23 protein-coding genes are annotated in these 23,010 nt (G+C 68.1%); 14 read left to right on the top strand and 9 right to left on the bottom strand.

The window, feature by feature from the left end:
* Nucleotides 1-44: 44 nt before the first annotated feature.
* A complete protein-coding gene (locus tag ACOQOP_RS20700; protein ID WP_420563711.1) occupies nucleotides 45-1,265 on the top strand; it encodes an argininosuccinate synthase in 1,221 nt (406 codons plus the stop codon).
* Nucleotides 1,266-1,272: 7 nt separating this feature from the next.
* Complete coding sequence (locus ACOQOP_RS20705; protein ID WP_420563712.1) at nucleotides 1,273-2,034, top strand: SDR family NAD(P)-dependent oxidoreductase; 762 nt, start codon at nucleotides 1,273-1,275, stop codon at nucleotides 2,032-2,034.
* A gap of 185 nt (nucleotides 2,035-2,219) precedes the next feature.
* Here the strand turns inward: ACOQOP_RS20705 and ACOQOP_RS20710 are convergent, their stop codons facing one another.
* From ACOQOP_RS20710 to ACOQOP_RS20720, 3 genes are all read right to left on the bottom strand, one after another.
* Nucleotides 2,220-3,389, bottom strand: a complete 1,170-nt coding sequence (locus tag ACOQOP_RS20710; protein ID WP_420563713.1) for an NADH:flavin oxidoreductase/NADH oxidase — start codon at nucleotides 3,387-3,389, stop codon at nucleotides 2,220-2,222.
* Nucleotides 3,390-3,423: 34 nt separating this feature from the next.
* The gene (locus tag ACOQOP_RS20715; RefSeq protein ID WP_420563714.1) at nucleotides 3,424-4,497 is read right to left on the bottom strand and encodes a dipeptidase; all 1,074 of its coding nucleotides are present in this window, start codon (nucleotides 4,495-4,497) and stop codon (nucleotides 3,424-3,426) included.
* A gap of 77 nt (nucleotides 4,498-4,574) precedes the next feature.
* Nucleotides 4,575-5,270, bottom strand: coding sequence for an NnrU family protein (locus tag ACOQOP_RS20720; protein WP_420563715.1), 696 nt, complete (start codon nucleotides 5,268-5,270; stop codon nucleotides 4,575-4,577).
* A 39-nt stretch (nucleotides 5,271-5,309) separates the two neighbouring features.
* Here ACOQOP_RS20720 and ACOQOP_RS20725 point away from each other — a divergent pair, with 39 nt between their 5' ends.
* The 4 genes from ACOQOP_RS20725 (at nucleotide 5,310) to ACOQOP_RS20740 (ending at nucleotide 8,082) form a co-directional block, all read left to right on the top strand.
* Nucleotides 5,310-5,597 (top strand): DUF3253 domain-containing protein, encoded by a 288-nt coding sequence (locus tag ACOQOP_RS20725; RefSeq protein ID WP_420563716.1) that lies wholly within the window; start codon nucleotides 5,310-5,312, stop codon nucleotides 5,595-5,597.
* Between the two features lie 75 nt (nucleotides 5,598-5,672).
* On the top strand, nucleotides 5,673-6,899 hold the full coding sequence (locus ACOQOP_RS20730; protein WP_420563717.1) for an APC family permease: 1,227 nt from the start codon (nucleotides 5,673-5,675) through the stop codon (nucleotides 6,897-6,899).
* A 66-nt stretch (nucleotides 6,900-6,965) separates the two neighbouring features.
* Nucleotides 6,966-7,661, top strand: coding sequence for an ArsR/SmtB family transcription factor (locus tag ACOQOP_RS20735; RefSeq protein WP_420563718.1), 696 nt, complete (start codon nucleotides 6,966-6,968; stop codon nucleotides 7,659-7,661).
* Nucleotides 7,645-8,082 carry a hypothetical protein gene (locus ACOQOP_RS20740; protein ID WP_420563719.1) on the top strand — a complete coding sequence of 146 codons (438 nt, stop codon included), beginning with the start codon at nucleotides 7,645-7,647 and terminating at the stop codon, nucleotides 8,080-8,082. The genes ACOQOP_RS20735 and ACOQOP_RS20740 overlap by 17 nt, the downstream gene beginning before the upstream one ends.
* A 5-nt stretch (nucleotides 8,083-8,087) precedes the next feature.
* Here ACOQOP_RS20740 and ACOQOP_RS20745 read toward each other — a convergent pair whose 3' ends face one another.
* The 6 genes from ACOQOP_RS20745 to ACOQOP_RS20770 form a co-directional block, all read right to left on the bottom strand.
* On the bottom strand, nucleotides 8,088-9,632 hold the full coding sequence (locus ACOQOP_RS20745) for an ATP-binding protein (protein WP_420563720.1): 1,545 nt from the start codon (nucleotides 9,630-9,632) through the stop codon (nucleotides 8,088-8,090).
* Between the two features lie 150 nt (nucleotides 9,633-9,782).
* The gene (locus tag ACOQOP_RS20750) at nucleotides 9,783-10,949 is read right to left on the bottom strand and encodes an acyl-CoA dehydrogenase family protein (RefSeq protein WP_420563721.1); all 1,167 of its coding nucleotides are present in this window, start codon (nucleotides 10,947-10,949) and stop codon (nucleotides 9,783-9,785) included.
* 1 nt (nucleotide 10,950) lies between these two features.
* Nucleotides 10,951-11,439, bottom strand: coding sequence for a MaoC family dehydratase (locus ACOQOP_RS20755; protein ID WP_420563722.1), 489 nt, complete (start codon nucleotides 11,437-11,439; stop codon nucleotides 10,951-10,953).
* Entirely contained in the window at nucleotides 11,436-12,860 is a 1,425-nt protein-coding gene (locus tag ACOQOP_RS20760) for an MmgE/PrpD family protein (RefSeq protein WP_420563723.1), read from the bottom strand. Before ACOQOP_RS20760 ends, ACOQOP_RS20755 begins: the two co-directional genes overlap by 4 nt.
* Nucleotides 12,861-12,942: 82 nt before the next feature.
* Nucleotides 12,943-13,974, bottom strand: a complete 1,032-nt coding sequence (locus ACOQOP_RS20765; protein WP_420563724.1) for an AbrB family transcriptional regulator — start codon at nucleotides 13,972-13,974, stop codon at nucleotides 12,943-12,945.
* 42 nt (nucleotides 13,975-14,016) lie between these two features.
* Nucleotides 14,017-14,793: an SDR family oxidoreductase gene (locus ACOQOP_RS20770; RefSeq protein ID WP_420563725.1), complete on the bottom strand. Its 777-nt coding sequence runs from the start codon at nucleotides 14,791-14,793 to the stop codon at nucleotides 14,017-14,019.
* Between the two features lie 116 nt (nucleotides 14,794-14,909).
* Between ACOQOP_RS20770 and ACOQOP_RS20775 the strand changes: the two genes are divergently transcribed.
* The 8 genes from ACOQOP_RS20775 to ACOQOP_RS20810 all read left to right on the top strand — a co-directional run bounded on the left by ACOQOP_RS20775 (nucleotide 14,910) and on the right by ACOQOP_RS20810 (nucleotide 22,961).
* A complete protein-coding gene (locus tag ACOQOP_RS20775; RefSeq protein ID WP_420563726.1) occupies nucleotides 14,910-15,959 on the top strand; it encodes a TauD/TfdA family dioxygenase in 1,050 nt (349 codons plus the stop codon).
* A gap of 164 nt (nucleotides 15,960-16,123) precedes the next feature.
* Entirely contained in the window at nucleotides 16,124-17,254 is a 1,131-nt protein-coding gene (locus ACOQOP_RS20780) for a hypothetical protein (protein WP_420563727.1), read from the top strand.
* A gap of 4 nt (nucleotides 17,255-17,258) precedes the next feature.
* On the top strand, nucleotides 17,259-17,834 hold the full coding sequence (locus ACOQOP_RS20785; RefSeq protein WP_420563728.1) for a nucleotidyltransferase family protein: 576 nt from the start codon (nucleotides 17,259-17,261) through the stop codon (nucleotides 17,832-17,834).
* A 176-nt stretch (nucleotides 17,835-18,010) separates the two neighbouring features.
* Nucleotides 18,011-18,562: a F0F1 ATP synthase subunit delta gene (locus tag ACOQOP_RS20790; protein ID WP_420563729.1), complete on the top strand. Its 552-nt coding sequence runs from the start codon at nucleotides 18,011-18,013 to the stop codon at nucleotides 18,560-18,562.
* Nucleotides 18,562-20,097: a F0F1 ATP synthase subunit alpha gene (gene atpA / locus ACOQOP_RS20795; RefSeq protein WP_420563730.1), complete on the top strand. Its 1,536-nt coding sequence runs from the start codon at nucleotides 18,562-18,564 to the stop codon at nucleotides 20,095-20,097. The genes ACOQOP_RS20790 and atpA overlap by 1 nt, the downstream gene beginning before the upstream one ends.
* Nucleotides 20,098-20,144: 47 nt before the next feature.
* Nucleotides 20,145-21,029: a F0F1 ATP synthase subunit gamma gene (locus ACOQOP_RS20800; protein WP_420563731.1), complete on the top strand. Its 885-nt coding sequence runs from the start codon at nucleotides 20,145-20,147 to the stop codon at nucleotides 21,027-21,029.
* A gap of 44 nt (nucleotides 21,030-21,073) precedes the next feature.
* Nucleotides 21,074-22,498: a F0F1 ATP synthase subunit beta gene (atpD, locus tag ACOQOP_RS20805; protein WP_420563732.1), complete on the top strand. Its 1,425-nt coding sequence runs from the start codon at nucleotides 21,074-21,076 to the stop codon at nucleotides 22,496-22,498.
* A 55-nt stretch (nucleotides 22,499-22,553) separates the two neighbouring features.
* Nucleotides 22,554-22,961, top strand: a complete 408-nt coding sequence (locus tag ACOQOP_RS20810; protein ID WP_420563733.1) for a F0F1 ATP synthase subunit epsilon — start codon at nucleotides 22,554-22,556, stop codon at nucleotides 22,959-22,961.
* The last annotated feature ends 49 nt before the right edge of the window (nucleotides 22,962-23,010 follow it).

Genomic DNA, 23,010 nt, shown 5'->3' on the forward strand with positions numbered 1-23,010 from the left:
CGCCTTGGGGGCGGGGTGCGCCGAAAGGGAGCCTTGAGCAAGCGATGTCCGATACCCAGTCCGTGAAGAAAGTCGTCCTCGCCTATTCCGGTGGCCTGGACACCTCCATCATCCTGCGCTGGCTCCAGGACACCTACCGATGCGAGGTCGTGACCTTCACCGCTGATCTCGGCCAGGGCGAGGACATCGAGCCGGCCCGCGAGAAGGCCAAGCTCATGGGCATCAAGGAGATCTACATCGAGGATGTGCGCGAGGAATTCGTGCGCGACTTCGTGTTCCCGATGTTCCGGGCCAACACGGTCTACGAGGGCACCTACCTGCTGGGCACCTCCATCGCCCGGCCGCTGATCGCCAAGCGCCAGATCGAGATCGCCAATGAGACCGGCGCCGACGCCGTGGCCCATGGCGCGACCGGCAAGGGCAACGACCAGGTCCGCTTCGAGCTGAGCTATTACGCCCTGAAGCCGGACATCAAGATCATCGCCCCGTGGCGCGAGTGGAACCTCGGCTCGCGCACCGCGCTGATCGACTACGCCGAGAAGCACCAGATCCCGGTGCCGAAGGACAAGCGCGGCGAAGCGCCGTTCTCGGTCGACGCCAACCTCCTGCACGTCTCCTCCGAGGGCAAGGTCCTGGAGGATCCGGCGGTACAGGCGGCCGACTACATCTGGTCCAACACCATCGCCCCGGAAGAGGCGCCCGATAAGCCGACCTTCGTGGAGATCGGCTTCGAGAAGGGCGACCCCGTCTCAATCGACGGCGAGAAGCTCAGCCCGGCGACCATCCTGACCAAGCTCAACGAGCTGGGGCGGGCCAACGGCATCGGCCGCCTCGACCTGGTGGAGAACCGCTTCGTCGGCATGAAGAACCGCGGCCTCTACGAGACCCCGGGCGGCACCATCCTGCACGTCGCCCACCGGGCGATGGAGAGCCTGACGCTCGACCGCGAGATGGGGCACCTGAAGGACGAGCTGATGCCGCGCTACGCCAAGCTGATCTACAACGGCTTCTGGTTCGCGCCGGAGCGCGAGATGCTGCAGGCGGCGATCGACTTCAGCCAGCAGGCGGTGACCGGCACGGTGACCCTCAAGCTCTACAAGGGCAACGCCATGGTGGTCGGCCGCAAGGCCGAGAAGAGCCTGTTCTCCGCCGACTGGGTGACCTTCGAGGAGAGCGCGGTCGCCGACTACGACCACAAGGACGCGGCCGGCTTCATCAAGCTGAACGCCCTGCGCCTGCGTCTGAAGAAGATGCTGCAGGGGTAAGGCCGCCATGGCGGAAAGGGTCGCACTCGTCACTGCCGGCGCCCAGGGCATCGGCAGGGCGGTCGTGCTGGCCCTGTCCGCCGCCGGCTGGAACGTCACGGCGATCGACATCGACGCCGAGGCCCTGGCCGAACTGCCCGACACGATCCTGACCGTCGCCGGCGATGTCGGCGACGAGGCGGTGGTCGCCGACGCCATCGCCCGCACGGTCGACCGCTTCGGCCGTCTGGATGCCATCGTCAACAATGCCGGCATCAACGCCAACGGCCCGGTCGAGAGCCTGGACCTGGACGCCGTTCGCACGGTGCTGGACGTCAGCCTGGTCAGCATTCTTGCAACCGCCAAGCACGGGGCGGCCCATCTGCGGGCGGCCGGCGGTGGGGCCATCGTGAACATCGCCTCCTCCCGCGCGCTGATGAGCGAGCCGGACACGGAAGCCTATTCGGCCGCCAAGGGCGGTGTGGTGGCGGTCACCCATGCGCTCGCCATGTCGCTCGGGACGAGAGAGGACCGCAACACCCCGCCGATCCGGGTGAGCGCGATCTCTCCCGGCTGGATCGAGACGGGACCCTGGCAGAAGGCGTCCAAGCGGCGCGATCCCGAGCACAGCGATGCCGACCGCGAGCAGCATCCGGCGGGCCGGGTCGGGCGCCCGGAGGACATCGCCGAGGCGGTGCTCTACCTGCTGGACGACCGCGCGGGCTTCATCACCGGCCAGAATCTGGTGATCGACGGCGGGATGACGAAGAAGATGATCTACGTCGAGTAACGCGCTCGCCGACCCTTCGACACGCCCACTCCCTCATCGCCCGTCTCCGTCATCCCGGACGATCCCGGGCTCGACCCGGGAGCGGGCCGGGACCCAGCCGCACGAACTGTGGGTCCCGGCCGGCCTCCGGATCAGGTCCGGAGTCCGCCGGGATGACGGTATTGGAAGGGAGAGCAGAGGTGCCCCTACCGCTTCCCGCCGCTGGCGGCGATCTCGGAGCGGCGGACCATGGCCCAGCCGTATTGCGTCTCCCACAGCGCACACTCGGGATCCGCGCCCAGCGTCTCGGCGGCGTGTAGGGCCCAGAACGGGTTGTACATCAGCTCCCGGCCGATCCCGATCAGGTCGGCGCGGCCCTGCTGCAGGATCTCCTCGGCCTGATGGGCGTCGGTGATGACGCCGACCGCCATGGTCTTCACCCCGGCCTCCTGGCGCAGGCGTTCGGCGAAGGGCACCTGGAAGCCCGGCCCGCGCGGCGCGCGCTGCAGCGGCTTGCCGGCATAGTCGGCGCGGTAGGCCGGCGGCCCGGCGATCCCGCCGGACGAGCAGTCGACCACGTCCACGCCCCGCGCCGCCAGCTCGGCAGCCAGTGCCACAGAATCCTCGATCGACCAGCCCTCCTGCGGTCCGTCGATCGCCGAGATCCGGCAGAACAGCGGCAGCTCCTCCGGCCAGACCGCCCGCACCGCCTCGGCCACCTCCAGCAGGAAGCGCATCCGGCCGGCCCGGTCGCCGCCGTAGCTGTCGTTGCGCTGGTTGGTGAGCGGCGACAGGAAGCTGTGGAGCAGGTAGCCGTGGGCGGCGTGGATCTCCGCCACCTTGAACCCGGCCGCCAGCGACCGCCGGGCGGCGGCGGCGAAGGCGTCGACAAGATCGCCGATCTCCGCCGCCGACAGCGGATGCGGCACCGGCCAGTCGTCGCCCACCGGCAGGGCCGAGGGGCCGACCGTCTGCCACGGCTCGGCATCGCTGGGGGAGTTCGGGCCGAGCGGCTTGCCGCCCGTCCAGGGCTCCGCCACCGAGGCCTTGCGGCCGGCATGGGCGAGCTGCACCGCCGGGATCATGCCGGTGCTTGAGATGAACGCCGCGATCGGCGCATAGGCCTCGGCCTGGGCATCGGTCCACAGCCCGCAGCAGCCGTGGGTGATCCGTCCCTCCGGCCGGACCGCCGTCGCCTCGGTGAACACCAGGCCGGTCCGTCCCCGGGCGAAGGCGCTGAGATGGGAGAAATGCCAGTCGTTCGCCAGCCCGTCCTTGGCCGAGTACATGCAGAGCGGTGACAGCACGACCCGGTTCGGCAGGGTCACGCCGCGGATGGTCAGCGGCTGGAACAGCAGCGGGGTGTCGGTCGCCATGGGGTCTCCTTTTGGTCGGTCCGGCGGGACGGCGTCACGCGCCCCAGGTCTTCTCCAGCACCCGGACCCAGTTGCCCCAGCACAGCTTCTCCATCAGCGCATCGTCCACGCCGTGGTCGCGCATCGCCTGGCGCATGGTCGTCAGCCCCGCCACGTCGCCGATATCGCCCGGGATCGTCGCCCCGTCGAAGTCGGAGCCGAAGCCGACCCGGTCCTCGCCCACATGCTCGATCAGGTGGTCGAAGTGGCGCATCATCACGTCGAGCCCGGTCTGGGCGTTCATCTGCCCGTCGTCGCGCAGGAAGCAGGTGGCGAAGTTGACGCCGACCATGCCGTCGCTCTCGCGGATCGCGGCGAGCTGCCTGTCGGTCAGGTTGCGGGTGCTGGCGCCGAGCGCATGGGCGTTGGAATGGGTGGCCACCAGCGGCGCGTCGCTGAGCTTGGCGACGTCCCAGAACCCGGCCTCGTTCAGGTGCGACAGGTCGATCATCACCCGCATCTCGTTGCAGCGCCGGATCAGCTCTTTTCCGAGATCGGTCAGGCCCGGGCCGGTATCGGGATTGCCCGGAAAGCGGAACGGCACCCCATGGGCGAAGGCGGTCGGCCGGCTCCACACCGGGCCGATGGAGCGCAGGCCCGCCTGGTACAGCACCTCCAGGGAGCGGAATTCCGGATCGATGGTCTCGGCCCCCTCGATATGCAGGATGGCTGCGACCGAGCCGCGCGCCAGGGCCTCGCGGATGTCGGCGGCGGTGCGGCAGACGGTGAAGCCGCCCTCGCTCTCCTTCTCGATCTGGAACAGCAGACCCATCATCTCCAGGGCGATGGGTTGGGCGTAGCCGATCTCCAGCTCGGCCGGCAGCGGCAGGTCGTAGCTGTCGCCTTGCATGGAGTCGGTGAAGTCGTCGGCGTCCGGGTTCCGCGGCGAGGGTACGAACACGGCGAAGAAGCCGCCACCGAACCCGCCCTTGCGCATGCGCGGCAGGTCGAGATGGCCGCGATTGTCGCCCTTCACGAACTGGGCGGCCGCGTCAGCCGCGTCCTTGCGATGCAGGCGGAGCAGGACGTCGTTATGGCCGTCGAAGATCGGAGGGGTGGTGGAGGGCATGACGTGCCGCCTGTACCGGTGGGAAAGGTCCCGAGACTAGCAGCAGGACGGCGCGTCTGACGAGGCGGGTTCTGGCCTCACCCCGGATGCGGCCAGACCCCGGCGTAGTAGGGGTGGGCGCCGTAGAGCAGGACCCAGACCAGCACGCCCAGACCCAGGCGCCACCAGCCGATGCCGGCGAGGTCGAGCCGCGTGCGGCCCTGGATGACGGCGAGGAACGGGACGATGGAGGTGGTCATCGCCACGGGGCCCCAGGCGCTGTCCACCTTGCGGCGCAGCTTGGCGTCCAACGCCGGCATCCCGGCAAAGGACAACACCGCGATGGCGCCGAACAGCAGGATCGAGGCGAGGTCGCCGTTGGTCGCCAGATGGCCGAGCGACCACAGGCCGGTGCCCCATAGGAAGGGGTGGCGGGTGATCGTCAGGATGCCCTTGAAGGTGGTCGGCTCGGCCAGCATGGCTTCGCCGCCGACCGAGGTCGGGCTGCGGGTCGTGATGCCGGAGACCAGCAGGATGCAGGCCAGCGGCACCAGGATGTTGGGGATCCACTTGGTGGCGGCGGAGGGAAGCCAGACCTCCAGATAGGGCGCGTCGCGATAGGCCAGGATCAGCCAGACCAGAGCGCCCAGCATGACGAGGGAATACAGGCCCCGGAACTTCTCCTCGCCGATCGCCTCGACGGCCCGGTCGCGGATCGGTGCGGAGGAGAGAAGGAAGTGTCCTCCGGTGAACGCGAGCACACCGATGATGACCGCGTCGATGGTGCCCAGCATTCTTCTGGTCCTCCCCGCCTGTCGGACTATGCTGGCTATATGGCAAGTGACCCGAACGAAGCAACTGTCGAGCGCCTCGAGGCCCTGATCCTGGAACGGTGCGCCGCGAGCGGGCCGGGCAGGTCGATCAGCCCGGACGAGGTGGCGCGCGCCGCCGGCGGCAACCCGAACGAGACCCAGACCTGGCGGCCGCTGCTGCGCGCCGTGCGGGCGGCGGCCGCGTCCCTGCAGGACCGCGGCGCCCTTCAGGTGCTGCGCAAGGGCAAGCCCGTGGACATCCGCACTGCCAAGGGCGTCATCCGGCTGGCGCTTCCGGATAGCTCCTGAAGCGGGCGGCACGATTGCGTCCGGCGGTTTGATCTGGCGCAAGATGCGGGTTCGGAAACCGGCTAATCTGGCGACATGACCGCCGAGACCGAACTCGCCCGCCGCCTGGGGCCCGGACTGCTGACGCTGTACGGCGTGGGAACCACCATCGGTGCCGGCATCTACGTGCTGATCGGTGAGGTCGCGGCGCGGGCCGGTGCCTGGACGCCCTTCGCCTTCCTGCTCGCCGCCCTGCTGGCCGGGGCCACTGCCCTGTCCTTCACCGAGCTGTCGGCCCGCATGCCCAAGAGCGCCGGCGAGGCGCTGTACGTGCGCGAGGCCTTCGCGTCCGAGCGGCTGTCCCTGCTGGTGGGCCTGATGGTCGCGATCGCCGGGATCATCTCGGCGGCGAGTGTGGTGGTCGGCGGGGTGGGCTATCTGCGCACCCTGGTCGCCGTCCCGGAAGCGCTGGCCATCGTCGTGCTCTGCGTCACCCTGGGCGGGCTCGCGATCTGGGGCATCGCGGAATCGACCCTTGCGGCCGCCGTCCTGACCCTGGTGGAGATCGGCGGGCTGCTGCTGGTGATCGCCACCGGCATCGCCGTTGGCGGCGAGCGCGGCCTGCCGGTGTCCGAGATCCTGGCGCCGAGCGCGCCGTTCCCACTGGTCGGCGTCTTCGCCGGGGCGGTGCTCGCCTTCTATGCCTTCATCGGCTTCGAGGACATCGTCAACGTCGCCGAGGAGGTGAAGGAGCCGGCCCGCACCATGCCGCTGGCAATCGTCGCCACCCTGGTCATCGCCGGCGGTCTGTACCTGGCGGTCTCGGTGACGGCCCTGGCGGTGCTGCCCCTGGTCGAGCTGGCCGGTTCGCAGGCGCCGCTCGCCCTGGTCTATGCGGCCGGAGGCGGGGATGCCCGGCTGCTCGGCGCCATCGCCGTGCTGGCGACCGTGAACGGGGTGCTGGTGCAGATGGTCATGGCTTCGCGGGTGCTGTTCGGCCTGTCGCGCCAGGGCTCGCTGCCCGCCGTGCTCGGCCGGGTGCATCCGACCACCCACACCCCGGTGATCGCCACGGTACTGGTGGTGGGCATGATCCTGACGCTCGCCCTCAGCTTCCCCATCGCCACCCTGGCCGGGACCACCTCGCTGGTCACGCTTGCGGTCTTCACCCTGTGCAATCTGGCGCTCTGGCGGCTGAAGCGGCGCGGCCCGACCCCGCCGGAGGCGCCGGACCTGCCGATCTGGCTGCCGCTGGCGGGGGCGACCGTCAGCCTCGCGGTGCTGGCGCTGGAGATCGGCCGCCGCGTCTCCGCCCTGCTATAGGAACCCTTCGGGCTTTCGCGAAGCGTTCCGAATTGCCTTGGCCGGCCCGCGCGTCATGATCCGCCCATGACCCTGACCGCGCAATTCGAACTGATCGGCGCCGCCCTGGCCAATGCGTCCCGCGCGAAGATTCTCTGCGTGCTGATGGACGGCCGGGCCTTCACCAACAAGGAGCTGGCCGCGGCCGCCGGCATCGCCGAGCCGACGGCGACCGCCCATCTGCGTCACCTGGCCGAGGCCGGGCTGACCGTGTCCCTGCGTTCCGGCCGTTCGGTCTATCACCGGCTCGCCTCAGGGGAGGTGGCGGAGCTGCTGGAACGGCTCGGCGGCCTTACACCGCAGCCCTATCTGCACCGCGCCCGGCGCAGCCTTGGCGCGTCCGACCTGCTTGGCGCGCGCAGCTGCTACAGCCATATCGCCGGCCGCCTCGGCGTCCTGATGCTCGACACCCTCATGGCCAAGGGGGTGGTGGCCCTGCAGCAGGAAACGGTGGCGATCGCAGATCCGGGCTTCTTCGCCGATCTCGGCATCCGACGACCGCCCGGGCGGCCGCAGGCCGCCAAGCTTTGTCTCGACTGGACCGAGCGGCGGCCGCATCTCGCCGGCCCACTCGGCACCGCCCTGATGGACCATGCCTTGGCCCAGGGCTGGCTGTGCCGCGGCGCCCCGCGGGTGCTGAGCGTCACCGACCAGGGCTATGCCGCCTTCGCCCGCCATTTCTCCCTGACCCGCGAGGAGATCGACCGTGTTCCCGACCCTTGAGACCGGCCGCTTCACGACACAGACCGGATATACGCTGACCGTGGAGGTGCCCGAGGAACGGGCCGACGCGGTGGTCGACGCGATCCTGACGGTGGTGCCGCTGCGCTGGGGTGACTACGACCGGGTGGCCTTTCGCAGTCTGCCGGGCCGGCAGCAGTTCCGGTCCTTGGGAACCGGCCGCAATGCCGCGACCGGAGATGCCGTGACGGTGCCCTGCCAGCGGCTGAGCTGTTTCCTGCCGGAATCGGCCGACGTGACGGCCGTGCTGGAGGCGGTCTATGGCGCCCATCCCTACGAGGAGCCGGTGATCCTGCTCGCCCCGGCGCTGCGCAGCCTGCATGTGCGCGGCCGCGACGAGGACAACCCGAACCGGTTCTGGAACCGGCCCGCCGCCGACTGGGTGCCGCCGTCGCACCGCTGAGCCGTTCAGCCGGTTTTGCTCTCCGGCCGATAGGGGCGCTCCACCGACGGGATACGGATGACGGCCCGGGTGCCCCGGCCGGGCGCGCTCCGCATGGACAGGGTGCCGTCCTGCAGCTCGATCAGGCGCCGGGCGAGCGGCAGCCCGAGGCCGAACCCGTCCGGGGCGATGCCCGGATCCCTCTCGGCGCGGGCGAAAGGCTCCATCAGCTTCGGCAGGTCCCGCATGTCGAAGCCGATGCCGTCATCCTCGACCACGATCTCGACATCGTCCTGGTCGGGCTGGCCGTAGGTGACGCGGACATGGCCGCCGTCGCGGCCGTACTTCACCGCGTTGTCGACCAGATTGATCAGCGCCTGGCGCAGCAGCCGTTCGTCGATCCGCGCGGAGACCAGGAAGTCCGGCCGCGCCACCGCGATTTCCTGGTGCCGCTGATGGGCCTGGTTGCGCATCATCGCCGCCACGCCGCTGACCACCCGGCCGACATCCACGATGTCCCGGTTGACGACGATTGTGTCGGTCTCGATCCGCGACAGGTCCAGCAGGTCGGTGACCAGATCGAGCAGATGCTCTCCCGAGGCCCGGATGTCGCCTGCGTATTCCCGCCGCTTCTCCGGCGTGACGCCCAGGCTGTCGGCGGAGGTCAGCATCTGGGAGTAGCCGATGATGGCGTTCAGCGGCGTGCGCAGTTCGTGACTCATCTGCGCCAGGAAACGGGTCTTGGCGTCGCTGGCGATCTGGAGCTCCTGCTCGGACCGGCGGCGCTCGGCCAGGGAGAAGGTCATGTCGCGGATCGACAGAATGGTGCGCTCGATATGCCGGACCATGGGACGGAAGATGAACAGGACTTCGAGCACCAGCAGCACCAGCGTCGCAGCCCACATCAGCGTCTTGGTCAACACCAGGCGCTGCAGATGGTCCTCGCCCTCGCGCTGGATGATCTGGGCGACATGGTCGAGCCGCCGGGGCAGGTCGCGATGGGCAAGGCCGAAGATCGCCTCCCGGGCCCGCTCCACCTGATCGGCGGCGCCCGGCGGCAGGGCGATCAGGGTGCGCAACAGCCCGACATAGAAGGTGAGCATGGGATCGACCGGCTGCGGATCCTCGAAATAGGCGGCGCGGAGCTCGGCCGACATCTCGCCCAGGGGCGTCGGTTCCACGGTTCCGGGGACGCAGTCCGTTCCCTCCGCCGCGGTCGCCTGCAGCATCTGCGTGTCCCGCGACAGCATGATCCTGTGGGCGCGTTCCAGCATGTCCGCGCAGGCCGAGATCTCGGTCATCAGCGCCGCCCGTTCCTCCGCGGTCGAGGCCGAGGGCAGGGAGGCCGTCAGGAAGGCGGTCTTCTGGGTCAGCATGCGTTGGCGGCCGGCCACATTGATCTCGGCCGCCAGGTGGTCCTGGGTGGACATCATGTAGATCGTGGTGAACCAGATCACCGTGGTGATCAGAGCCACCAGCGTCAGCCCGATGGCATAGGCCAGCGTCGGGGTACGCGTCGACCAGGCGCTCAGCTCGGCGTTTCTGTCCTCGGCATCTGAGGCTTCGATCATCCCGCTCCGCCTCGCGCGATCGCCCTCTCACCAGCGGTTGCGCTGCATCGAACCGCTGCCGTCGATCAACGGTAGCACCGATTGCAAGGAATGCGATTTAAATCCGATCAAAATCGGATGCAGGACGGATCGGATCGCGCGGACGGACTGTCAGGCCGGCGACCGGGCGACGAGCTGGCGGGCGATGATGATGCGCTGCAGCTCGTTCGTGCCCTCTCCGATGGCCAGCAGAGGGGCGTCGCGGTAGTAGCGCTCGATGTTGAACTCCTTGGAATAGCCGTAGGCGCCGTGCAGGCGCATGGCCTCCAGGGAGTTGTGGACGGCGGCCTCGGTGGCGAACAGCTTGGCCATGCCGGCTTCCAGGTCGCAGCGCTCGCCCCGGTCATAGGCCTTGGCCGCCTGCTCGACGAGCAGGCGGGCGGCCTCGGCCTGGGTCGCCATGTCGGCCAGCTTGAACTGGATCGCCTGGTGCTCGGCGATCGGCTTGCCGAAGGTCTTGCGCTGCTGGGCGTAGCGCACACTCTCCTCCAGGCAGGCCCGGGCGATGCCGACGCCGCGGGCGGCCACGTTGATCCGCCCCAGCTCCAGCCCGCCGAGGATCTGCTGCAACCCGCGGCCTTCCTCGCCGCCGATCAGGTTGTCGGCCGGCACGAAGCAGTCGTCATAGACCAGCTCGCCGGAATCGATGCCCTTGTAGCCGAGCTTCTCCAGCTTGGAGACGGCGACACCCTCGCCCTTCTCGATCAGCATCAGGGACATGCCCTTGTGCCGCGGCTCGGCCTGGGGATCGGTCTTCACCAGCACGGCGAGCACGTGGCCCTGCACCGAGTTGGAGATCCAGGTCTTGGTGCCGTTCACCCGGTAGCCGTTACCGTCCTTGCGCGCCTGGGTGCGGATGCCCTGCAGGTCGGTGCCGGCATCCGGCTCGGTCAGGGCGATGCCGCCGCGCAGCTCGCCGCTGGCGAATTTCGGCAGCCACTTGCGCTTCTGCTCCTCGGTGCCGGCACGCTCGACCGCCTGGGCCATGATCAGGTGGCTGTTGAAGATGCCGGAGACCGACATCCACACCGCCGAGACCCGCTCCACGATCTTGGAGTAGGTCGCCGCCGACAGGCCGAGCCCGCCATATTCCTCGCCGATGGTGGCGCCGAACAGGCCGAGATCCTTCATCTTCTCCACGATCTCGGCCGGCCACTCGTCGCGGGCCTCCAACTCGTGGGCGACCGGACGCACGTCGCGCTCCAGGAACCGGTCGACCGCGTCGAGGATCAGGGCTTCCTGTTCGTCGAGCGCGCTCTGGTCGTCCGCCACCGCCATCTCAACTCTCCTGCGGGCGTTTCGGCACCAGGATGGTGCGCTCATAGGTCATGACCACCGTGCCGTCTTGCTTGCGGCCGGTGGTGGCGAAGCGGACGATCCCCTGATGCGGGCGCGACTTCGACTCCCGCGTCTCCAGGATCTCCGAACTGGCGTAGAGCGTGTCGCCGACGAAGACCGGGGCCGGCATCTTGATGTCGGTCCAGCCCAGGTTGGCGATCGCCCGCTGGGAGGTGTCGCGCACCGTCATGCCGGTCACGATCGACAGGGTCAGGCAGGAATTCACCAGCAGCTTCCCGAACTCGGTCCCCGCGGCGTATTCCGCATCGAAATGGGCCGGATGGGTGTTCATGGTCAGCAGGGTGAACCAGGTGTTGTCGGCCTCGTTGATGGTCCGGCCCGGCCAGTGCTCGTAGACCTCACCGACGGTGAAGTCCTCGTAGTACCGGCCGTCCCCTTCCTTCTTGGCGCCGCCTGCGGATGCGCTCATTCCTCACCCGCCGCGCGGACTGCCTGCGGGGCCGGGCGGGTCAGGTCGAGCACGCCGGCGATGGCCGTCTGGCGGTCGAGCGAGAGGATCGCCTCCGCCAGGGCCTCGGCCCGCTCAGGCGCCAGATAGGGGCCGACCAGGGCGTCGAACTTGGCCCGGTGTTCGGCCTCGCTCGGCCAGTTGTCCGGCTCGCCCTTGGGCACCTCTACGAAGGTCTGGAACGTCCCCCGCGTCGTCTCGATGGTCGCCGATCCGGCCATGTTCGCCGGGAAGGCGGCGTCGCAGCGGGAATCCAGCTCGCAGGAGACCTTGTTCGTCAGCTCAAGCGTCGTCTTGTCGGTCAGATGGGTCTTGTAGTCGTCCCAGCCGAACCCGCCGAGACGGAGGGAGGCGGCGGCGAGGAACGGCATGGAGAACTGGCCGTCGACCACCGTGACCGGCTTGCGCTTCATCTCGATCGGGCTGCCGATGATGGTCATGCCGTTGGCCGGCAGGCCGATGCGGATGGAAGTGACCTCCTCGGCCTTGATGTCGTTGGCGGCGCGCAGTTCCATCACCGCGTCCATCGGCGCGTGGCTGTAGCGGCAGGACGGGTAGGGCTTCACCGCGATGTTCAGCGTCTCCCACACGCTGCCCAGACCGGCTGAGGCCTTGGCCGGCGTGGCGTTCGGGGCGTAGAGGGCGAGGAAGCCGCGCGTGCCGTCGATGCCGTGCTGCGGCGCCTTGAAGCCCTCGGCGGCGAGGCGGGCGGCGACCAGACCGCTCTGGGCCGCCCAGCCGACCTGGAACAGCTTGCTCCAGGAGCCTTCGGCGAGGAACTCAAGGCTGCCGGCGGCCTGGCTCAGCGCGAGGCCGAAGGAGCTGGCGATCTGCTCGCCGGACAGGCCGAGGCAGCGCCCGGCCGCCGCCGCTGCGCCGAACACGCCGCAGGTGGCGGTCGGGTGGTAGCCGCGGTTGTAATGGTCGATCGGATTGAGGGCGAGGGAGAGGCGGATCTGCACCTCGTAGCCGGCGATGATCGCGGCGAGGACCGTGGCGCCGTCGCAGCCCGACATCTCGGCGGCGGCGAAGGCGGCCGGCACGATCGGTGCCGACGGATGGATCGAGCCGCCGGCATGGGTGTCGTCGAAATCCAGGCTGTGGGCCAGGGCGCCGTTCAGCCAGGCGGCCCCCGGCGGGGTCCAGCCGTCGCGGCTGCCGACCACCCGGGCCGAACCGTTGGCATAGCCGAGCGCGCGGGCGGCGGCGATAAGCGCCGGTGTGGACGGCGCCTCGTGCTGGGCGCGCACGGCGATGCCCATGGTGTCGAGGATCAGCGTCTTCGCCCGCTCGGCCACGTCCTGCGGAATGTCGGAAAGCGTCAGCCCGGCGGCGAAATCGCCGAGCGCACGGGTGACGTCGAGAGTGTCCTGAACGGCCATCGTCTCCTCCCATGGAGCACAATTTGCTTGTTGGGAGAAAGCGTAGGAGCCGCCACGGGGCCCGTCAAACCGCTAACTTTGGTTACGCGCGCGGCAGGAAGATCCGCTTGTAGACCTGTCCGGTGAAGCCGATCACCAGGAAGATCCGCACCACGTGGAAGGCGACGACGATCGGCACGCCCAGATGCAGGATCTTGGCGGTGATACTCATCTCGGCCATGCCGCCAGGAGAGATCGCCAGAGCCATGGTGACCGGCGGCAGCCCGACCAGCAGCCCGATCACCACGCCGGTCGCCACGTTGAGCCCGACCAGGATGACGGTGGACAGAAAGGCCGGGGCGAGGAACCGGCGCAGGGCGATCACCCGGTCGCGCTGGTAGCGCAGACCCAGGGTGGCGCCCATCACCACCTGGGCGAAATTGACAAGCTCCGTGGGCACGCCGGACAGGACGGTGCCGGAGATGGACACGACCAGGGCGACCAGCATGGGGCCGAGGAACCAGGCATTGGCGATCTTGCGACGCCCGCCGAGCCAGCCCAGCGCGGCACAGCCCGCCAGCAGCACGACGAGGCCGAGCGGCCGGAACGGCAGGACCACCAGCTCGAACGGGTCGGAACCGGTCAGGCCGAGCAAGGTGACGATCGGTGGAATCGTGGTCACCACCAGCAGGATGCGCAGGGACTGGGCGAGCGAAACCGAGGCGGTGTCGCCGTGGTGCCGCTCGGCCAGCACCGACATCTCCACGACTCCTCCCGGCACGCTGGAGAAGAAGGCGGTCGCCGGATCGGTGCCCGAGGTGCGGCGCAGGGCCAGGCCGGCCAGCACTCCGTAGCCGATGGACAGGAAGGCGGCCCCGATCATCACCGGCAGGAAGCCAGCGACATAGGCGGCGACCTGGGGCGTGAAGGTCAGGCCGATGGCGCAGCCGAGCAGCACTTGTCCGACCTGCCGCCCGCCCGGCGGCATGGCCAGCTTGAACCCGCTCAGGCCGACCGCCGCCACCACCGCGAGGCTGCCGAGCAGCCAGGCCAGCGGCACGCCGAGCAGCGAGAACACGTACCCGCCCGCACCGCCCAGGGCCAGGGTGAGGAACCAGAGGCCAGCTTGTCTCATTCGGGAACCTTCGGGCAGGAACCGGGGCGGTCTTGGGCGGGGTCAGAGGGCGCGGGTGGCGCCGCCATCCATGTCGATCACGCTACCTTGCAGAAGGTTGCCCGCTTCCGACACCGCGAAAACGGCGAGGTTGGCGATATCCTCCGGCTTGCCCAGGCGCATGACCCGCCAGTTCGCCTCCATCTTTGCCAACGCGGCCGCCTCGTCGATGCCTTCGTCGCGCATGATGAACTCGACCCGCTGGCGGATCCGTGAGGTGAGCACCGGGCCGGGGTGGATGGCGTTCACCCGCACCCCGTCCTGCACGCCGCGGTCGGCCATGGCCTTGGTGAAGTTGGTCAGCGCCGAGTTCACCGACCCGCCGATGGCGAAGTTCTTTTCCGACACCCGAGCGCCGACGCCGATCACGTTGAGGATCGAGCCCTGTGTCTTCACCAGATGCGGCCAGGCGGCGCGGGTCATGCGGACCGCACCGTAATATTTGAGGGCGAACCCGTCCTCGAAATCGGCGTCGGTCAGGTCGAAGAAGTCGCCGTATTTCGTGGCCCCGGCGCTGTGGGCGACGATGTCGAGCTTGCCGAAGGTGGCCAGGGCGGCGTCCACGACCTGGGCCGCGGTGTCGGGCTGCTTCAGATCGCCGGCGAAGGTCTCGCACCGGCCGCCGGCCGCACGGATCGTCGCGGCGATCGTGTCCAGCTTCTCCTGGCTGCGGGCGGTGATCAGTACCTCGGCGCCGGCCTTCGCATAGGCTTCGGCGATGGCCGCGCCGATGCCCTGGCTGGCGCCGGTGATGATGGCGGACTTTCCATCCAGCCTCATGACATTCGTCCCCTGTGATGATTTAATCGCAACAATAAGCGCCGTCAGAGCCGCATTGCTACCCGTTATGGGTGATCCGCTTCCGTCAAGGGAGCGTGCCGTAAGGAGAGGAAACCATGGCCACCCCCGCGCCTGCCATCGCCATGCCCGACGGCCCCGTCGACGATCCGGCGGTCTGGTTGGCCGCGGATCTGGAGCGCGACGAGCGCTGGATCCACCATCTCACGGACGGCGAGATCGCCGAACTGGACCGGGCGGTGGAGGCGGTGCTCGCCAAGGGTCTCACCGCCCAGCGGTTCACGCGCGACGACTTTCCGCTGACCAGCCTCGCCGACACCGTCGCCGGCTGGGCCCATGAGATCGACAACGGCCGCGGTTTCCTGCTGGTGCGCGGCCTGGATGCCCAGCGCTACGACGAGGACGCGCTGCTGGCGCTGTATTGGGGGATCGGCGTGCATCTCGGCCTGCCGGTGGCGCAGAACGCCGACGGGCACCTGCTCGGCCATGTGCGTGACCAGGGCCGGGACTACCAGGCGAAGAACGTGCGCGGCTACACCACCAGCGCCCAGCTCAAGGCCCATTGCGACGCCGCCGACGTGGTCGGCCTCTTGTGCCGTCACCCGGCCAAGTCCGGCGGCGAGAGCCTGATCGCCTCGTCGCTGGCGGTCTACAACCACATCGCCAAGGAACACCCCGATTACCTGCCCTACCTGATGGCGGGCTTCCATTTCGACCTGCGCGGCGAGGGGGCGACCGACAACCCGGACGAGACGACCTTCCACAAGGTCCCGGTCTTCTCGTGGTTCGAGGGCCGGATGTCCTGCCGCTACAACGAGAAGACCATCATCGACGGCATGCGCAAGGCCGGCCAGCCGCTGGAGGGCAAGGCGCTGGAGGCGGTGAAGGCGGTGGGCGAGCTCGCCATGAGCAAGCCGTTCCGCTACGACATGGTGTTCCAGCAGGGCGACATTCAGCTCCTGTCGAATCACACCATCCTGCACGCCCGCAATGCCTTCGAGGACTGGCCCGAGGAGGCGCGCCGGCGCGACCTGTGGCGGCTCTGGCTGAACCTGCGCAACGGCCGCCCGCTCGACCGTGACTTCGCCGACCGCATGAACACCGGCCCGCGCGGCGGCGTGCGGGTCCGGGCCCAGGCGGCGGAGTAGACCGGCGGGGTCGGGCATCGAACGATTCGGCGGCTGACGACCGAGGGTGCCGCGCCGTTCGGCGGCGCGGCCGACGGGTGGTTTCCGCTGATCTCCCTTGTGCGCAGGTTTCCCTGGTAAGCTCGCGATCGACCGTGGCCGGTGAGTGACTGGAGAGACAGGCAATGGATATCGCGTCGTATAGGCTGTCCGAATCCCTCGGGTATCAGTCGGTCCGCTGCCTGCGCCATATCGGCATTCACGGCACCGGCTCACACATGATCGGCCATGCCTTTCCGTATCGGCTCAATTCGGTCGACGAGTTGGTGGTGCTACTCGACCACATGCACGAGAACAGGTTCGACGCCTTCGTCTCGGAGTTGGGCGGGCTGAGCGATCAGGCGATGGACGAGCTGGTCGGTGCTCTGGTCGACTACGCGGACTTCTTCCTGGCGAACTTCGCGCCCAGCGATATCCCGATGCCGCTGTCCGGTATGATCTCTCAGTACGCGATCGCTCGGAAACTGCGCGGGATCCCGTCACGCGGCACGGTCCTCGAGATCGGCCCTGGAACGGGCCTTCTGTCTTTCTTCCTCTCCAAGGACACGTCGATCAAGCGCTACGACTCCGTCGAAGTGATGGAGTCGTTCTATCTGATGCAACATTTCGTCAATCGGCACGTCTATGGATCGGGCTTCCGGGACCGCGCCCAGACAGATGCCAGCCGCCCCGGCTTTGGCGGTATCGCCTATGACCGGATGCGCGCTGCCGGCCCGGGCATCCTCGACAACGACGAACTTCCCCTGACCCTGTCAGTGACCCGCAGGGTCCGCGCCGAGCACTTCCCCTGGTGGCAGCTCGAGGAGGTGGCCGAGCGTCGCTACGACGTGGTCATGTCGAATGCCAACCTGACCGAGATGAACCTGACCGCCCTGAAGTACTATGCCGCCCTGGCCGCCTCGGTGGTGAAGCCGGAAGGTGTGTTCTGGGCGCAGTGCCTGGGTGGGGGCGAGATCCCACCGGCGACCGCCCTGAAGACCGTGATTGGCGCCGGCTTCGCGCCCCTGGCGATGATCCCGACCCAGCTTGATGGCGCCGGGTCGCTGCCGGGTGGTAAGCAGATGGCGCTGTTTAACGTGGTCTTCCTGCCGCGCGGTCACCCCAGGTTCGAGGAGGCCGCGCGCAATTCCCAGACCTTTCCCCTGATGGACCCGAAAGACGCTCTGACCCGCGGCATGTTCGGGCTGGACGAGCCGAAGGCGCCGAGGCGCATCCGCGAGGAGGTTCTGGCGGCGGTGGCAGAGCGCCTGGCCTGAGGCGATGATCTCGCCGGATCAGTTCATCGCCGACGCCCTGACCAATCCGGTCAACGCCGCGATCCTCGACCGGCTGCCCGAACTGGGGCTCTCCCAGTCCTGGCTGGTCGCCGGGTGTCTGTACCAGGCGGTGTGGAACCGTCTGGCCGGGCGGCCGCCGGCGGAGAACGTCAAGGATTACGACATCTTCTACTGGGACGAGGACACCAGCTGGGAGGCCGAGGACGCGGTGATCCGGCGGGGTGCAGCCCTCCTGGCCGATCTCGGTGTGGAGGTCGAGTTCAAGAACCAGAAGCGGGTGCCGATCTGGTATCCGCAGCGCTTCGGTGCCGACTACCCGCCGGTATCGAAGGCCCGCGACGGCATCGACCGGTTCCAGGTCCTGTGCACCTGCGTCGGCCTGACGCCCGCCGGGGAGCTGTACGCGCCTTATGGTCTGGACGACCTCTATGCCGGCCGGCTGGAGGCCAATCCGGCCACGCCGACGCCGGGACGGGCGCTCGAAAAGATGCAAAGCTATCGGGCCCGCTGGCCCTGGCTGACGATTGCGCAGAAGGACGGTGCTGCAATGCCGCAATGAGGCCGTTTTCCGGTGCCTCACCGTCTTGCACCCCCCATACCCCTGTGCTAGAGAGCCTTCGCGCTGGCGAGAGTCTTCTACGCCGGCCAAATATTGTGTTCGATCGGATCGTCTAGAACTCTGGAATTTCAATGAGTTCGGGCGGGCCGTCAAACGGGACGAAGGGGCGCTTCCAGGTGGCTTCGCAATCAAAAGGCCTCGCCGCTCGCTACGCTTTGGCGTTGTATGAGTTGGCTGACGACCAGAAGGCGTTGGACGACGTCGCGGGGGATCTGACCGCCCTGCGTCAGCTCCTCGCCGAGAGCGAGGAATTCGTTCGGCTGATCCGCTCGCCGGTTCTGTCGCGCGCCGACCAGACCAAGGGTGTGGCCGCGCTGTGCGAGAAGTTCGGCGCCAATCCGCTGACCGCCAAGTTCCTGGGCGTGCTGGCCTCCAACCGTCGGCTGTTCGCCCTGCCGGGCATCATCGCCGCCTATCTCGAGGAGCTGGCCCGCCGCCGTGGCGAGGTCGCTGCCGAAGTCACTTCCGCCGTGTCCCTGTCCGACGACGAGGTCCAGGCGGTTACCGACGCCCTGCGCAAGGTCGTCGGCCAGAAGGTCTCCGTTAATCTGACCGTCGATCCCTCGCTGATCGGTGGTCTGATCGTGCGCGTGGGCTCGCGCATGATCGATAGTTCGCTTCGCACCAAGCTGCAGCGCCTGCAGTTCGCCATGAAAGGGGTTGGCTGATGGAAATCCGCGCCGCCGAGATCTCCTCTATCCTGAAAGATCAGATCGCAAACTTCGGTGCTGAGGCCGAGGTCGCGGAAGTCGGTCAGGTCCTGTCCGTCGGTGACGGCATCGCCCGCGTCTACGGCCTCGACCAGGTCCAGGCCGGTGAGATGGTCGAATTCCCGAACGGCATTCGGGGCATGGCGCTGAACCTCGAGTCCGACAACGTCGGTATCGTGATTTTCGGCGACGACCGCGACATCAAGGAAGGCGATACGGTCAAGCGGACCGGCGCCATCGTGGACGTGCCGGTCGGCAAGGGCCTGCTCGGCCGCGTGGTCGACGGCCTCGGCAACCCGATCGACGGCAAGGGTCCGCTCCAGGACGTCGAGCGCAAGCGCGTCGAGGTGAAGGCGCCGGGCATCATGCCGCGTAAGTCCGTGCACGAGCCGATGCAGACCGGCCTGAAGGCCATCGACAGCCTGATCCCGGTCGGTCGCGGCCAGCGCGAGCTGATCATCGGCGACCGCCAGACCGGCAAGACCGCCATCGCCGTCGACACTTTCATCAACCAGAAGAGCGTCAACGACGCCGCCGGCGATGACGAGAGCAAGAAGCTCTTCTGCGTCTACGTCGCGGTCGGTCAGAAGCGTTCCACGGTCGCGCAGATCGTGAAGACCCTGGAGGACTACGGCGCGATGGAATACTCCATCGTCGTGGCCGCCACGGCGTCGGAGCCGGCCCCGCTGCAGTTCCTGGCCCCGTATGCCGGCTGCGCGATGGGCGAGTTCTTCCGCGACAACGGCATGCACGCCGTGATCGTGTATGACGATCTGTCCAAGCAGGCCGTCGCCTACCGCCAGATGTCGCTGCTGCTGCGCCGCCCGCCGGGGCGCGAGGCCTATCCGGGTGACGTGTTCTACCTGCACTCCCGCCTGCTGGAGCGCGCCGCGAAGCTGAATGACGACAACGGCGCCGGCTCCCTGACCGCCCTGCCGGTCATCGAGACCCAGGCCGGTGACGTGTCCGCCTACATCCCGACCAACGTGATCTCGATCACCGACGGTCAGATCTTCCTGGAAACCGACCTGTTCTATAAGGGCATCCGCCCGGCCGTGAACGTTGGTCTGTCGGTGTCGCGCGTCGGCTCCGCCGCCCAGATCAAGGCGATGAAGCAGGTTGCGGGCTCGATCAAGCTGGAGCTGGCCCAGTATCGCGAGATGGCTGCCTTCGCGCAGTTCGCCTCCGACCTGGACGCCTCGACCCAGCGTCTGCTCGCCCGCGGTTCGCGTCTGACCGAGCTGCTCAAGCAGGCTCAGTTCAGCCCGATGCCGGTCGAGGAGCAGGTCGTGTCGATCTTCGCCGGCGTGAAGGGCTTCCTGGACAAGATCCAGATCTCCGAGATCGGCCGCTTCGAGCAGTCGCTCCTGTCGGAGATCAAGAGCAAGGAGCCGGGAATCCTGGAGACCATCCGCACCGAGAAGGCGCTGTCCGACGACACCTCGGCCAAGCTCTCCTCGTTCATGGAGAACTTCGCCAAGACCTTCGCGTAAGCGAGGGTCCGATCGGCCACGCGACCCAACGATAAGCGGACGGGACGATGCCCAATCTCAAGGACCTGAAAGTCCGGATCAACAGCGTCAAGTCGACGCAAAAGATCACCTCGGCGATGAAGATGGTCGCGGCGGCGAAGCTGAAGCGCGCCCAGGACGCCGCCGAGGCCGCTCGTCCCTATGCCGAGCGGATGGACCGGATGATTGCCGCGCTGGGGGCCAAGGTCTCCGGCGGCGATGGCCCGAAGCTGCTGACCGGCACCGGTCGTGACGACGTTCACCTGATCGTCGTCGCTACCGCCGACCGCGGCCTGTGCGGCGGTTTCAACTCGTCGATCGTGCGCGCCGCGCGCCGCAAGATCGATCAGCTCGTCGCCCAGGGGAAGACGGTCAAGGTCATGACCGTCGGCCGCAAGGGCCGCGACCAGCTGCGTCGCATCCACGGCGACAAGATCATCTCCTCCAAGGAGAACCTTGCCCGCACGGTGGTCGGCTTCAACGTGGCCGACGAGATCGGCCGCGAGCTGATCCGGCGCTTCGAGGACGGCGAGTTCGACGTGGCGACGCTGTTCTTCAACCGCTTCCAGTCGGCGATGACCCAGATCGTCACCGAGCAGCAGCTCATCCCGGCGAGCCTGCCGGAGGGCGGGAAGGAAGAGAACACCGGCGAGCTGAAGGCGCTGTACGAGTTCGAGCCGGACGAGGAGTCGATCCTGGCTGCTCTCCTGCCGCGCAACGTGGCGACCCAGATCTTCGCCGGTCTGCTGGAGAATGCCGCCAGCGAGCACGGCGCGCGGATGACGGCGATGGATAACGCCACCCGCAACGCCGGCGACATGATCAATAAGCTGACGCTGACCTACAACCGGACGCGTCAGGCCTACATCACCAAAGAACTGATCGAGATCATTTCGGGCGCCGAGGCGCTCTAAGGGCCTAGAGCCCGCGCCCGCCGCCCAACCGAGGAGCTGAGAGCATGGCGAACAACGCAACCGGCAAAATTCAGCAGGTCATCGGCGCCGTCGTCGACGTGCAGTTCGAAGGCGACCTGCCCGCGATCCTGAACGCCCTGCACACCAAGAACGGCGAGAACACGCTGGTTCTCGAGGTCGCCCAGCACCTGGGCGAGAACACCGTTCGGACCATCGCCATGGACGCGACCGAAGGTCTGGTCCGCGGCGCCCCGGTCGAGGACACCGGTGCCCCGATCACCGTGCCGGTCGGCCCGGAGACCCTGGGCCGCATCCTGAACGTCATCGGTGACCCGGTGGACGAGCGCCCGGCCGTCGAGGCCAAGATGCGCTACCCGATCCACCGTCCGGCCCCGGAATACATCGATCAGTCGACCGAGGCCGAGATCCTGGTCACGGGCATTAAGGTCATCGACCTGCTCGCCCCGTACGCCAAGGGCGGTAAGATCGGCCTGTTCGGCGGCGCCGGCGTGGGCAAGACCGTGCTCATCATGGAGCTGATCAACAACGTCGCGAAGGCGCACGGCGGTTACTCCGTGTTCGCCGGCGTGGGCGAGCGTACCCGTGAAGGCAACGACCTCTACCACGAGATGGTCGAGTCCGGCGTTATCGTCGAGGACGGCCCGGGCTCCAAGGCCGCCCTGGTCTACGGCCAGATGAACGAGCCGCCGGGTGCCCGTGCGCGCGTCGGCCTGACCGGTCTGACCCTGGCGGAGTACTTCCGCGACGAGGAAGGCCAGGACGTGCTGTTCTTCGTGGACAACATCTTCCGCTTCACCCAGGCGGGCTCCGAGGTGTCGGCCCTGCTCGGCCGTATCCCGTCCGCGGTGGGTTATCAGCCGACCCTGTCCACCGACATGGGCCAGCTGCAGGAGCGCATCACGACCACGAAGAAGGGCTCGATCACCTCGGTGCAGGCCATTTACGTGCCGGCCGACGACCTGACCGACCCGGCTCCGGCCACGTCCTTCTCGCACCTCGATGCGACCACGGTGTTGAACCGCTCGATCGCCGAGCTGGGCATCTACCCGGCCGTCGATCCGCTCGACTCCACCTCGCGCATGCTCGACCCGCGGATCATCGGCGACGACCACTACAACGTCGCCCGCCGGGTGCAGGAAGTGCTGCAGCAGTACAAGTCGCTGCAGGACATCATCGCCATTCTGGGCATGGACGAGCTATCGGAAGAGGACAAGCTCACCGTGGCCCGCGCCCGTAAGATCCAGCGCTTCCTCAGCCAGCCGTTCCACGTGGCCGAGGTCTTCACCGGCTCGCCGGGCAAGCTGGTCAGCCTCGAAGACACCATCAAGGGCTTCAAGGCCATCGTCGACGGCGAGCATGACGATCTGCCGGAGGCGGCGTTCTACATGGTCGGCGGCATGGACGAGGCCATCGCGAAGGCCAAGAAGATGGCGGCCGAGGCGGCCTGATCACGGCCTGAGTTGGATTAAGGCGGCCTGACGGCCGGCAACAAAGAGGGATCCCATGGCGGAGACCACGCAGTTCGAACTCGTCTCCCCGGAGCGGCTGGTTCTCAGCCGCCCCGTCGAGATGGTCGTGGTGCCGGGCACCGAGGGCTATTTCGGTGTCCTGCCGCGTCACGCGCCGATGATCTCGACCCTCGATGCGGGCGTGATCGACATCTATGAAGGCGGCTCGGTGGTCGAGCGCATCTTCGTCGCCGGCGGCTTCGCCGAGGTGACCGAGGACCGCTGCACCGTGCTGGCGGAGAACGCCGTGCCGTTCAACGAGATCGATCCGGCCAAGGTCGACAAGGAGATCGCCGATACCCGCGATATCCTGAAGGACGCCTCCGATGCCGGCGAGCGCGAGCGGCTCGAGGCGCGGGTCGAGACCCTGGAGGCGATGGCCCGGGCGAAGCGCGCGGCCTGATCCGTCTCGACAGGTTAATTTCTCGATGAAGGGTCGTCCGTTGGACGGC

Origin of the sequence: Thalassobaculum sp. (genome assembly GCF_965223715.1) — a bacterium.
In the GTDB taxonomy this organism is placed as follows: domain Bacteria; phylum Pseudomonadota; class Alphaproteobacteria; order Thalassobaculales; family Thalassobaculaceae; genus Thalassobaculum.